This is a genomic window from Pseudoalteromonas denitrificans DSM 6059 (genome assembly GCF_900112265.1).
Lineage (GTDB): Bacteria > Pseudomonadota > Gammaproteobacteria > Enterobacterales > Alteromonadaceae > Pseudoalteromonas > Pseudoalteromonas denitrificans.
This window is the reverse complement of sequence record NZ_FOLO01000063.1, coordinates 18,985-30,543: the sequence shown is the minus strand read 5'-3', so window position 1 is coordinate 30,543 and position 11,559 is coordinate 18,985. Positions and strand designations below refer to the sequence as shown.

Below are 11,559 nucleotides of genomic sequence, written 5' to 3'. Positions count from 1 at the left end.
ATCGGCAAAGAGTTAAATGAAAAACTAAAGGAACTCGATGTAGATTTGATTACAACAGTTCGAAAAAACATGAAGTCGAAAGCCATGTCAGCCTTCGATAGAGCGATGTTATCAAAGAGATACATCATTGAAACTATCAATGACCAGTTGAAAAATATATCTCAAATAGAACATAGCCGCCATCGCAGTGAAACAAGTTTCATGCTCAACTTGATATCTGGAATAGTGGCTTATTGCTTAAAGAAACAGAAGCCGTGTATAAAACTATCAGCAGATGTATTTGGTATGATGCCAGACTAATAAATGGCGATGCTTAACCAGATCTCAGGTTAAGTAATTTATACAAAGCAAAAGGAAGTGCTAAAAAGCTTAGATAACACATAATGCTTCCTAGTATTCCCAAACGAAACAAGAATTGGGATTCAATAATATGAGCCACTGTTGCTATTGTTGGATCGCCCCATAAACTCAGTTGCGATGGAACATAAGCAAGGCTAAATATCCCAGTGAGTACACACATCAAATAAACTAATCCTGCTAATCTGGCATTCATATTTCTTGTCATCATTAAACCTTTATTTATTGTAGATAAGTTATTAGCGATGAACAGACTTAAAGAAAGTACATCGTTAAACTATTTTCATACTACCAATAGTATATATATGATGTAATTGCACATGGCATGCCAAACTATAAGAGATTGAATTAATGGGGTTTTATTTATTTCACAACAATTATTTCCCATAAATGGGAAGATAAAATGTAAATTTCCCAAAAATGGTGAAGTTAAATCTAAATTGTTTATGTTTGGTTTCTATCGCTTGAAACCAAACGGGATCAAAATAAATGCAGCTAACTTAGCAAAAGCTACATTTTATTTGACAAGTTAATGTTTTTTGTTTTTATTAGGGAACACGCTAAACCAAAATACACCTTCAAATATAAAACCCAAGACAATAAAAGCAAATAACCCTGTTGAACTTCCATAACTGTATGAGCTAATGGCACCGATTATCAATACTGCCAAAATTAAAATGCGATACATCGTTTTCATATTGAGTCACCTGATTTTTTAACTAAACCTATTTTTAGCTGAACATGTTTTTTAAATTATTGGCAAAAGAAACAAACTTTTCTTTTATGGTTCGTTTGAGCTTAATATCCACACCGCCAAAAATGGCAATTCCCTCAAGGGTTAATGTAGGGGCATGACGGTCTGAAATAGAAGGGGCACTATTATCTACACCACCCAGAATACAAAATACTTTTGAAACTACATTTACATTTTCGGGCACATATATATTATCACCACCAAATAAACAAAAAGTTTTAATTGTTACATCAGAATGCGTAAATTCGGCTTCACTGAAATCAATATTTGAACCTCCGAATATACTAATAGAGCGGATTTCTTTGGCAACAACCCATCGACCACTTCGGTCACACCCACCAAATATACTCACAAAATAATCAATGTCTTTCCCTTTTTCAGCTGAATAATTGACTGAAAAATCGCGTTTTTTACTTTCTTCGAAGACTTTATCTATTTTAAGATCTAAATCGGCAGCAAGCCCTAAAATTTCTTTATTATTTTGACTCGCCATTGCTTCGTCTAATCTTCGTTCAAATGCCTCTTGCGATAACTTTCCATGACTATAATTCATAATTAACTGATCAATGACTTCTTCTCTTACCGCATCTGTGGGCCTATCTTCAATAACAACAGCCATATTTTTCCCTTTAATAAATCAATTGAATTAGGTTCTGACTAAGCAAAGTTTGCACCAAAAAATAAAAACCATACTTTACAAGTACTTAAACAAAAAAAAGTATCCTAGCGACATGAGGATAGTCAATTTAAGTATAAATTGGTTAAAATGAATAAATTTTAGTTATTTTAAGATGGCATTTCGTAAACTTCATTTATCACCCTCCTATATTTTCATTTCTATGCTTTTCTAAATGAACATACATATTGTGATATATAGGAGATTTGAAGGATCTGGTGCACTTGATGATTGAATCAATGCACGTGGATACAAGTTTAATACTCAAAATTTTAACCTTGGTGACGCTTTGCCACAACCCCTAATTATTTAAATTTACTGATTCTTTTAGGTGGGTCACAAAAACCTAAAACAACACAAATTGAATGTCGTTATTTCGACTCACAAACGGAAGTTCGCTTTATTCGTGATTACTATATATAAGAAAAAGCGGTAATTGGCGTATACTTAGGTGTCCAACTTATTGGAGAAAAAAATACTAATTATAAAGAGATGAATGCGTTATTATTTTCTTCTTTAGACACGCTTTTCTCCAGCTATATTACTCGTTAATTAAAGCAGGTACGTAAAATAAGTTATTAATGAAAGGATTCAATTTAAGCTCATAATCATTTAAACTTAATTTATATAATTCTGTTTTAGATGGTATATGCTGTTGACTTATAATTAAGAGAATATTTTCATAATTTTCAAATTCGAGGAGTACAACATGCTTAAAAGATTGCCTGATAGCATATAATATTTCTTGTAGTTGACCCGAATTTTTGGCAAGTATATTTAAAAATACGACTCCAGAGATGTCTAAGTTATTCTTTAAAGTTTGATAAAAAAACTCGTCATAAATACTTTCTGAATTATCTTTACCATTAAATATATCACATAGTATGACATCAAAATCGTGCGTATTTTTGATTAAGTATTTTTCAGCTGACTCAATTAATATATTAATTTTTTTTGGTAAATAAAAATATTTTTCTGCCATTTCAACAATATATTTATTACTTTCAACTGAAGTAATCTTTATATTACATTTTTTTCGTAAAGCTCTTTCTAAAGAACCCGTCCCCATGCCTAAATTAAGTAAACTAATAGGCGCTTTTTTCCATAATAAAAAAAGTAACATTGCTTGTGTATATGGAAACATTAATTCACTAGGACGCTTTAAAGATATAACCGATTGAAATGCATTATTTTGACTGCATTCTTTAAAATAGAGCCAACGATAACCATTATTTTGGCGGATCTCGATTTGTTGTTGATCAGTTAATCTATGAAAGAGCAATTCCCCATCATGGGCTTGCGTAGTTAAAAAATCCAAAATTCATCCTATAAATTAGACCATTATTAAAAATCATTCTAAAGGAAAGTCAAAGGTGTATTTTCAAACTAATCACCAGATCTTAATTTAATATGACAATCATATATTGAATTATTCGGCAGATATTAAAAATACTTTAAGGTTAAATAATATTTATTAAATCAACTCGAAGTCAATGTAAGCTCAGACACTTAAAAGTCGAAGTAAAGTTTCTAATTTCAAAGCTTTAAATTATTTGAATGTATAAAAACTAAAAATAAAGGAAGGCTACTCAGAAGGTTTGAATATCCAAACTTAGCAAAATAAACAATGCCAAGTAGACAAAATCGATAATATTAGCAAACCAACTTTCATTGCCTTATAAATTGATGCACTAAGCCTCATATTAGTTTGAGTACTTGTACTACAAATATTTTCACATTATTAAAATACAGGTTTTATGTTTACTATAAACTTCAAGCTTAATAAATCCTGACTAAAAAATATTGAACACTTTCAACTTATGCTTGGAAATAAACCAATATTAACACCCAGCTTTATTAATCGTTAAAGTTGGTTCGCCTGTTGTGCTCCACAAATATTCAAAATAGCAGTTACTTTCTTTAACCTCTATAGCGGTTGGTTCAGCTTTAGAAAGTACATTTCTAGGGGCTGCAACAACAGAGTAATTACTTGGCGTATAAATACGATATGCCCAGTCATTAACATCAAGCCCCGCAGCTTCAAATATTTCAGGAGGGGATGAATAATCTGATGAATAACTCGTACCTTTTGCAGTAGCAGCCCAAGGGTTATAGTTACTCCCTTTTACTCCCTCAAATTCAACTTCTGCAGTCAGCTCATTTCCTGTGGTGAGTGTTTTAAGTTTAAATAAATCTGCCGCAGTTTTTATTGCACTCACCGCACTTTCTATCACTGTAATATTTGCATTAGACTGTACATTCAAAAGCTTAGGTACTACAGTAACAGCCAAAACACCTAAAATAACAATCACTACAATTAATTCAACAAGCGTAAAACCTAAATTTTTTTTTGCCATCTTTATTACAATACCTAATACATAGTTCAAGTTTTAGGTGTAGATAATATCCTTGTTAACGACATCAAAAAACGAAGATTTTTATAATAAACTATTAATTAACAAAATTGTAATTATTTATATTCAAGCCTATTGATTTATATAAAGTATGGAGGTAAAAATTGTATCGCCGACTTCCTTTTTATCCCTGAAGTTAATAAAGTAAAAAAGCGTATTATGTTTCTTCTTTTATAACTAATTTCACCATGCGCTTTACGAATGGAGAAACCAATATAACGGTAGGAAAAGCAATTACAAACGAAAAGCTCCAGGCTTTAAGCCATATTGATAATAAACCTTCAACAATACCTAAATTAAAAATGGTAATGGTTAATGACATAATACTCGACATTAATAATGCCATGAAGAATGAATAAACCACGCTTTGATACTGTGCATTTATCATATTAACGACCCTTTTTTAAATTGAAATTGTGATTATTCTACCGTGATCAGAGTTAAGTGAAGCTCATCACTCACAACAACAAAATTGAAGTCGTTGCCACGAATTAAATCGCCATCAGTTACAGTTAAATCATTAATTTTAGCTTCACCATTGGTAATATATGCTAAGTATTGACCCTTTTTAGTAATCACTTTATTTTTTTTAAGCATCCCTACTTCAATCACAGTATGACTATCAAACGTTTCTGATTGTGATTTTTCACCACCATAAACACGATTTAGTTCGTGATTATTTAGATGATAAAACTTATAATCTGCCGGCTCTCCTGCTGTTTCTGGCAATGCCCAAAGTTGCAATAAACGGTTTCCTTTATTGTCAGGGTTTACTTCATTATGCTCAAACCCTTCACCACCAGCTCGTTGAACTTGTACTTGATTTTCGACCATGGATTGTCCATCTTTTAATGAACCTTCATGGGTTAAACGACCCTCTAACATGATAGTTATAACATCTACTTCATGGTGAGGGTGCATATGTGTCTCACCATAGGGTAAATAACGCGCATCTGCTAAATAAATAAAGTTGCCAATGCCATTCCAAGTTGAGTTATCTCCTCCTATTTTATTATCTTTAATTAGGCGTGTTTCTGTTAAACCAGCAAAACCACCTCGTTGTAATGAATCTCTGTGTAATATTTGCATTGTGTACAACCCTTATTTAATTGTTTTAATGTTTTGAACTTAAAACCATTATAAATACTTGGGTTTATATAAAAATCGGAATATATTGATATTTATATTCGAATATATCGAACAAATGATTTAGCAAAGGTGTTTTAAAATGAAATTAACATTAGAGGCATTAGAGGTATTGGACGCTATCGACAAAAAAGGCAGCTTTGCAGGGGCTGCAACAGCATTGTTTCGCGTGCCTTCCACAATAACTTATATGGTGCAAAAATTAGAAGACGATTTAGGTTTTATTATTTTTAGACGAGAAGGCCGGCGTTCAATTTTAACTCCTGCCGGAGAAGTATTATTAGAGCAAGGCAGAACGTTACTTCTTAACGCACAGCGTATTGTTGAGTCGGCGTATCAAGTTAATAGTGGCTGGGAGTCTACACTCAATATAGCAATTGATACACTTTGGAATTTAAATGATTTTTACCCAATTTTAATTGAGTTTCACCAATTAAATACTGGTGTACAAATTAACCTCACAGAAGAAGTTATGGGGGGAAGTTTAGAAGCCATATCTGATAAGCGTGCAGATATCGTTATTGGGGGCCCTTTACCTGTATCAAATATGCAAGGTATTAAATTTGAAAAAATAATGTCGGCTACATGGGAGTTTGTTGTTGCTAGAGATCACCCGCTTACTCAATATGAGTTGCCCCTTAAAGAAGAAAATATTAAACCTTATCCCACCATAATTATTAAAGACTCTTCTAAAAACACCCCTATTCTTTCACATCGTGTATTTAACAACCAAACCACAGTACGTGTAGCCACTATGGAGCAAAAAATTGTAGCGATACTTCAAGGGGTAGGAGTAGGCTTCTTACCTTCCCATAAAATTAAGCAATATATAACATCAGGAGAACTCGTCTCATTAGCAATAAATAAATCTGCACCTGTTACTTCGCAATATTGCTCATGGCGCATCAATAACAAAGGCAAGGCTATGAGGTGGTTTGTTGAAAAAATACTTGCTCAACAAAGTTAACTTTTATTCTGCTGTTAACGAGTCTTGTTAGCGACTTGAAAAATTAGAATACTAAATTGGTTATTTTATAAAATAAATTTAATTATTTCACTTCAGCGATACGTTGCACCTAAATCATTGAAAACACCATAATCTTTAATGCTTAATTAATTGTAATAGAAGAAGAATGAGCAACAAGTATAAAATACAACCAAATCTGGTCATAAATCAATTATGACCAGATTTGGTAACTTAAAAACAATCCAAAAAGATTGAAATTGATTAATCAATTAAACAACAAATTTAGCAACGTCTTCTTTCATCTGATGTGCGTTACGTTCAAGACATTCACAGTTTTGGCAGTTTTCACAAGAATCAACTAAAAGCTGTTCGGCTGTGACGGATATGTTACGAGTTGCATCTTCAACACTTTTAACCGTATACCTTTGCTCTTCAGTAGCACCTGCAATTTGTGTCACCATATCACGTATCTGATCCATCGCACTTTTATTTGCTATCATAGAATTATTCGCATCTGTAATTGCTGTTTTCATTGTTGTGCTTAAACTTAAACTTTGATTCATTGCATTGTGTGAATTTTTAACATGTTCTTGTAATGCATTAATCATACGTTCAATTTCAACAGTACTAGTTTGTGTACGCTTTGCCAAAGTTCTCACTTCATCAGCAACGACAGCAAACCCTCTGCCACTTTCTCCCGCTCTGGCTGCCTCTATCGCCGCATTAAGCGCCAGTAAATTGGTTTGTTCAGTAATTTCACGGATCACATTCGTTACTTTTTCAATATCTCCACTGGCATGTGTGACTAAATTCATGATGTCGCTATTTGACTCAATATGCTTAGTTAATTCAATCATTTGTTCACTTGCATGAGACATAGTTCGAGATCCAATGGTGATCTGTTTATCTGCATTATTAACACAGTCTTGTACCAGAACACTGCTTTTTGCAATTAAATCAACCGCAGTTGCTAATTCAACCACAGCTTGATTCACCGCCACCGTATTATTTCGTTGTTCAGCTATCGCCTCTTGTGAACGTTTATTCAATTCAACAGAATGATGAGCACCACTTTCAACAATTTCACCTTTGTCTTTAATTTCTCTTACTAAACTTGCTGTCGTATCTATAAAGTCATTCATTGAATTAGCTAAGTCTGTTACTTCATCTTTCCCTGAAAGGTCCAGATGTTGCGTCAAGTCTCCCCCGCCCTGACTTATCGTCGCCATTTTTTTATTAGCCGATTGTAACCTGTTAAAAACCCGGATTGTTTGCATGATAAGTAAACTTGCAATACCCATTGTCATAATTACAGCAGTAATAATCCCTTGTTTTTTAGAACTTGAAAGTGACTGTGAAATAGCAGAATCGAGTTCATTAGAGACATTTCCTACAAGCTTTTCTACCATATGAATACTTGATCGTAACTCTCCCCTTAAGCCAGAGTTTTGGTCTAAACCCCTAGCTTTCAAAGCATCAGCTAAATTTTGGGCCGTTATATCAAATTGTGCAATATCTTCTGAGGCTTGTGTATTTAAAACGGTGAAATAGCTTTTGGCATTTATCAGCTCAACTTCAACATTCGACTTTACTTTTAAATCTAAGGTACTTTGAAAATCATTTTCCAATAAAACTAAATGCAGTGTATTTGCAATTGCTTGACTATCACCCGTTTCACTCACACTTAATTCCAAACTTTGTTCAGCCTGATTAAAAGCACCACGTAAACCTTCGTTTTTATTGAGTCCAATTTTTTTATCTAATGTTACTAACTGAAACAACTGAGTATGGTAGTTTTTTAAATTATCATGTGTCTGATTCAACATCGCTATAATGTCTTTATTGTCAGCCAAATCTGCTTTGAGAGTGCTAATATGCTGTTGCATAAGAGACATGCGCTTTTCAAACTTAGTTATATATTTTAAATCTTTACGTAATAAAAAGTCTTTTTCGTGGCGTCGTAACATCAACATATCTGATGTTAATTCCTTAGATAAAGCATATTTCTCACCGATATCAGCAATTGTATTATTGGTACTCCATAACATAGTAGCCATCGTACTCATAGCCAAAATGACTAATAAAGACACCAAAAAAAATGTATAACGAATAGACATATAGCCTCCTTGCCAGATGAAATTGAATTGTTACTCTAAAATTTAAAGATAGTCCCTTATTATGAAACCGTCTAAAAAATTTCATAAATAATTAATCTCAAATTAATATAATGATGCAATTCATAGCGAGTACAGCGTTATCATTACTGTGGTGGTGTCATTTAAATATACTTATTTTGCAAAATGGTGTAATAAACCCAAGACTATTGACACAAAAAAGAAGATAATTACGTCCATTAAGAACAACCTACTTATTGCATTCATTACAGCACTAAACCGCAGTGGGTTGCATACACGACTACTTTGGAAACTACTCAATGGAAATTAAAGTTAATTTTCTCGATAATCTGAGACTTGAAGCTAAGTTTGATGATTTTTCTGTTATTGCAGATCAACCTATTCGCTATAAAGGTGATGGTTCAGCACCTAGCCCATTCGATTACTTTTTAGCTTCATCTGCGCTTTGTGCTGCTTATTTTATGAAGGTATATTGTGCAGCTCGTGATATCCCCACAGATGGTATCAGACTGTCGCAGAACAATATTGTTGATCCGGAAGACAGGTATAACCAAATTTTCCAAATTCAGGTTGAATTACCCGACAGCATTTCTGACAAAGACCGCCAAGGTATTTTACGATCTATAGACCGTTGTACCGTAAAAAAAGTTGTTCAAACAGGACCTGAATTTAAAATTGAAACAGTAGACAACTTAGATGAAGATGCTCAAGCTATGCTAATGGCACAGCCTGACGATGCATCAAATACGTTTATACTCGGTAAAGATTTACCGCTTGAACAAACCATCGCCGATATGACAAACATATTAGCTGATCTTGGTATGAAAATTGAGATTTCATCTTGGCGTAATATCGTGCCAAATGTATGGTCTTTACATATTCGTGATGCCGCATCACCTATGTGTTTTACTAATGGTAAAGGTTCAACTAAAGAAAGCGCTTTATGCTCTGCGCTGGGCGAATTTATTGAACGCTTAAACTGTAACTTTTTCTATAATGATCAGTTTTTAGGTGAAGAAATTGCCAACAGTGATTTTGTTCATTATCCAAATGAAAAATGGTTTAAACCTGGCGATAACGATGCACTACCAGCTGATATTTTAGATGAATATTGTCGTAAAATTTACAACCCTGAAGGTGAACTATCTGGCTCTAACCTGATTGATACCAACTCAGGTAATAGCGAGCGGGGTATTTGTTCTATCCCTTACGTTCGTCAGTCCGATGGTGAAACTGTATATTTTCCATCAAATCTAATCGAAAACCTGTTTCTAAGTAACGGTATGAGTGCGGGCAATAACTTCGCTGAAGCAAAAGTACAGTGTTTATCTGAGATCTTTGAACGCGCTGTAAAAAGACAGATCATTGAACAAGAAATTGTATTACCCGATGTACCACAAGAAGTACTTGAAAAATACCCAAGTATTTTAGCTGGGATAAAAGGCTTGGAAGCCCAAGGTTTCCCCGTTATCGTTAAAGACGCATCATTAGGTGGCCAATTTCCAGTGATGTGTGTCACTTTAATGAACCCAAAAACTGGCGGTGTATTTGCTTCATTTGGTGCGCATCCAAGCTTTGAAGTTGCACTTGAGCGAAGCCTTACAGAATTATTGCAAGGTCGCAGTTTTGAAGGCCTTAATGATGTACCTAAACCTACTTTTAACAGCTTAGCAGTGTCTGAACCTGAAAATTTTGTTGAACACTTTATTGATTCTACGGGTACTATCTCGTGGAAGTTCTTTAGTGCTAAGCATGACTATGAATTTAGTGAATGGGACTTCTCTGGCACCAATGAGGAAGAAACGGCTAGCTTATTTGGTATCTTAAAAGATTTAGGCAAAGAAGCATACATTGCTGAATTTTCAGACTTAGGCACGGCTTGTCGTATCTTAGTGCCAGATTATTCTGAAGTATATCCCGTGGAAGACCTGATCTGGGACAATACAAATAAATCATTAAACTATCGTGAAGATATTCTTAATCTCCATTCATTAAATGATGATGAATTAGCGAGCTTAGCCGAGCGTTTAGAAGAAAGCCAATTAGATAATTACACTGATATTATCACTTTAATTGGTATTGAATTTGATGAAAATACAGTTTGGGGTCAGTTAACTATCCTTGAACTTAAGATTTTAATCTACTTAGCATTAGGTGAGTTAGAGGATGCCATAGAATTAGTGGAAACCTTCTTACAATTTAACGACAATACCGTTGAACGTGGATTATTCTATCAAGCAATTAATGCAGTGCTTGAAGTGACATTAGATAATGAGCTCGCGCTTGATGACTATATGGGCAATTTCAATCGTATGTTTGGTGAAAACAACATGACAAACGTTGTAGGTTCAATAACAGGCGACATAAGGTTCTTTGGCTTGACCAAGACTAGCATGAAACTAGAAGGTCTAGACAAGCATTTAAGGCTTATTGAAAGTTATAAAAAGCTGCATCAGGCACGTGCTGAAAAAGCTAAACTCTAAGTTTATGTGACAAGCCAATTACGAATTACTGTAATTGGCTTTTTGTAATTGAGTTCACAATCAGGTTAACCCTGCGTTATGTAGTATTTTCGCGATACATCGCGATAACTTTATAACCTTTACTTTCATATCCATAGTACCTTTTGGCTAAAAATGCTGGGTAACTTTCAGGGTTCACCACTTTAAAACCAATTTGACTATAAAAGTCTCTTAAATGTGAAAATGGCATACAATACGAAACTGTCTGATTTAATATTGGCTCAATATGCTTAATAAATGCAGTTCCTAAGCCATTACTTTGATATTTTTTGCTTATATACATACCTCGTAAAACTGAAACACCATAATTAAGTTCAATTTTAACAGCCCCAACAATCTGATTGTTATCCGTTGCAATAAAAGCCCTTTCTTTCTTACCCCAATCACTATGATAGCCTTGAACAAGGTAGAAGGTATTTAAAGCCATTAAATATGTTTCATCTGCTTCAAATATTTTCAAATTAGTGCCTCTTTTTTTCACTCCTGTACCAGCAAACGAATGTCTTTTTTAATGGCGTTAATAATTGACTGCTAATGCAGTCAAACACATTTTTTTTATTGTTAAGTCTTATTCTTGTCATTTGGCAG

The 11,559-nt window shown here is 33.8% G+C and carries 11 protein-coding genes; 3 read left to right on the top strand and 8 right to left on the bottom strand.

Annotated elements, in window-relative coordinates; all coding sequences use genetic code 11:
- Nucleotides 1-300: transposase (locus BM088_RS23320; protein ID WP_281247193.1), on the top strand; the 300-nt coding region annotated here is incomplete at its 5' end.
- A 13-nt stretch (nt 301-313) separates the two neighbouring features.
- Here BM088_RS23320 and BM088_RS23315 read toward each other — a convergent pair.
- From BM088_RS23315 to BM088_RS23290, 6 genes are all read right to left on the bottom strand, one after another.
- On the bottom strand, nt 314-565 hold the full coding sequence (locus tag BM088_RS23315) for a DUF4386 family protein (protein ID WP_091990567.1): 252 nt from the start codon (nt 563-565) through the stop codon (nt 314-316).
- A 523-nt stretch (nt 566-1,088) separates the two neighbouring features.
- Nucleotides 1,089-1,730 carry a DUF1707 domain-containing protein gene (locus BM088_RS23310; RefSeq protein WP_091990564.1) on the bottom strand — a complete coding sequence of 214 codons (642 nt, stop codon included), beginning with the start codon at nt 1,728-1,730 and terminating at the stop codon, nt 1,089-1,091.
- Between the two features lie 598 nt (nt 1,731-2,328).
- Nucleotides 2,329-3,105, bottom strand: coding sequence for a spermine/spermidine synthase domain-containing protein (locus BM088_RS23305; protein WP_091990562.1), 777 nt, complete (start codon nt 3,103-3,105; stop codon nt 2,329-2,331).
- A 523-nt stretch (nt 3,106-3,628) separates the two neighbouring features.
- Entirely contained in the window at nt 3,629-4,144 is a 516-nt protein-coding gene (locus BM088_RS27965; RefSeq protein ID WP_091990560.1) for a type II secretion system protein, read from the bottom strand.
- A gap of 214 nt (nt 4,145-4,358) precedes the next feature.
- On the bottom strand, nt 4,359-4,589 hold the full coding sequence (locus BM088_RS23295; RefSeq protein WP_091990558.1) for a DUF2798 domain-containing protein: 231 nt from the start codon (nt 4,587-4,589) through the stop codon (nt 4,359-4,361).
- Nucleotides 4,590-4,621: 32 nt separating this feature from the next.
- Nucleotides 4,622-5,290, bottom strand: a complete 669-nt coding sequence (locus BM088_RS23290) for a pirin family protein (RefSeq protein WP_091990555.1) — start codon at nt 5,288-5,290, stop codon at nt 4,622-4,624.
- A gap of 139 nt (nt 5,291-5,429) precedes the next feature.
- Here BM088_RS23290 and BM088_RS23285 point away from each other — a divergent pair, with 139 nt between their 5' ends.
- The gene (locus tag BM088_RS23285; RefSeq protein WP_091990552.1) at nt 5,430-6,314 is read left to right on the top strand and encodes a LysR substrate-binding domain-containing protein; all 885 of its coding nucleotides are present in this window, start codon (nt 5,430-5,432) and stop codon (nt 6,312-6,314) included.
- A 269-nt stretch (nt 6,315-6,583) separates the two neighbouring features.
- Here the strand turns inward: BM088_RS23285 and BM088_RS23280 are convergent, their stop codons facing one another.
- Entirely contained in the window at nt 6,584-8,431 is a 1,848-nt protein-coding gene (locus BM088_RS23280) for a methyl-accepting chemotaxis protein (protein ID WP_091990550.1), read from the bottom strand.
- 317 nt (nt 8,432-8,748) lie between these two features.
- On the opposite strand from BM088_RS23280, the gene BM088_RS23275 reads away from it, so the two are divergent.
- Nucleotides 8,749-10,932, top strand: coding sequence for an OsmC domain/YcaO domain-containing protein (locus tag BM088_RS23275; RefSeq protein ID WP_091990548.1), 2,184 nt, complete (start codon nt 8,749-8,751; stop codon nt 10,930-10,932).
- 76 nt (nt 10,933-11,008) lie between these two features.
- On the opposite strand, the gene BM088_RS23270 is transcribed toward BM088_RS23275, so the two are convergent.
- Nucleotides 11,009-11,431: a GNAT family N-acetyltransferase gene (locus BM088_RS23270; RefSeq protein ID WP_091990545.1), complete on the bottom strand. Its 423-nt coding sequence runs from the start codon at nt 11,429-11,431 to the stop codon at nt 11,009-11,011.
- Between the last annotated feature and the right edge of the window lie 128 nt (nt 11,432-11,559).

Excerpts from the sequence above, each read along its gene's own strand:
- BM088_RS23315 (WP_091990567.1), bottom strand. The coding sequence starts at position 565 with ATGACAAGAAATATGAATGCCAGATTAGCAGGATTAGTTTATTTGATG.
- BM088_RS23310 (WP_091990564.1), bottom strand. The coding sequence starts at position 1,730 with ATGGCTGTTGTTATTGAAGATAGGCCCACAGATGCGGTAAGAGAAGAA.
- BM088_RS27965 (WP_091990560.1), bottom strand. The coding sequence starts at position 4,144 with ATGGCAAAAAAAAATTTAGGTTTTACGCTTGTTGAATTAATTGTAGTG.
- BM088_RS23295 (WP_091990558.1), bottom strand. The coding sequence starts at position 4,589 with ATGATAAATGCACAGTATCAAAGCGTGGTTTATTCATTCTTCATGGCA.
- BM088_RS23290 (WP_091990555.1), bottom strand. The coding sequence starts at position 5,290 with ATGCAAATATTACACAGAGATTCATTACAACGAGGTGGTTTTGCTGGT.
- BM088_RS23285 (WP_091990552.1), top strand. The coding sequence starts at position 5,430 with ATGAAATTAACATTAGAGGCATTAGAGGTATTGGACGCTATCGACAAA.
- BM088_RS23280 (WP_091990550.1), bottom strand. The coding sequence starts at position 8,431 with ATGTCTATTCGTTATACATTTTTTTTGGTGTCTTTATTAGTCATTTTG.
- BM088_RS23275 (WP_091990548.1), top strand. The coding sequence starts at position 8,749 with ATGGAAATTAAAGTTAATTTTCTCGATAATCTGAGACTTGAAGCTAAG.